Origin of the sequence: Mycobacterium arosiense ATCC BAA-1401 = DSM 45069 (genome assembly GCF_002086125.1) — a bacterium.
GTDB lineage: Bacteria > Actinomycetota > Actinomycetes > Mycobacteriales > Mycobacteriaceae > Mycobacterium > Mycobacterium arosiense.
This window is the reverse complement of the sequence record NZ_MVHG01000461.1, coordinates 1-229: the sequence shown is the minus strand read 5'-3', so window position 1 is coordinate 229 and position 229 is coordinate 1. Positions and strand designations below refer to the sequence as shown.

The 229-nt window shown below is 67.7% G+C and carries 1 pseudogene; it reads left to right on the top strand.

Annotated features, from left to right (window positions below):
• Window positions 1-229 (top strand): annotated as a pseudogene (locus BST14_RS32560) (hypothetical protein); the annotation flags it as partial.

The following is a 229-nucleotide window of genomic DNA, read 5'->3' as shown; positions in this document are numbered from 1 at the left end:
CGTCGACCTCGAGACGCCGCTACCCTCGGCCAACGAGGCGCTGGCCCAGTTGCACGATCGCTTCGCCGGCGAATACCTGGCGCGTTTCAGTACCAGCCGCATTACCCATCTGACCCGGCAGACCTTGTGCCGGCTGCTGCCGCAGGGAGAACCCAAGCGCGAACGGGTGGCCCAGGCGCTGCACCTGTCGCAGCGCACCTTGCAACGGCGCCTCCAGGAAGAAGGCACC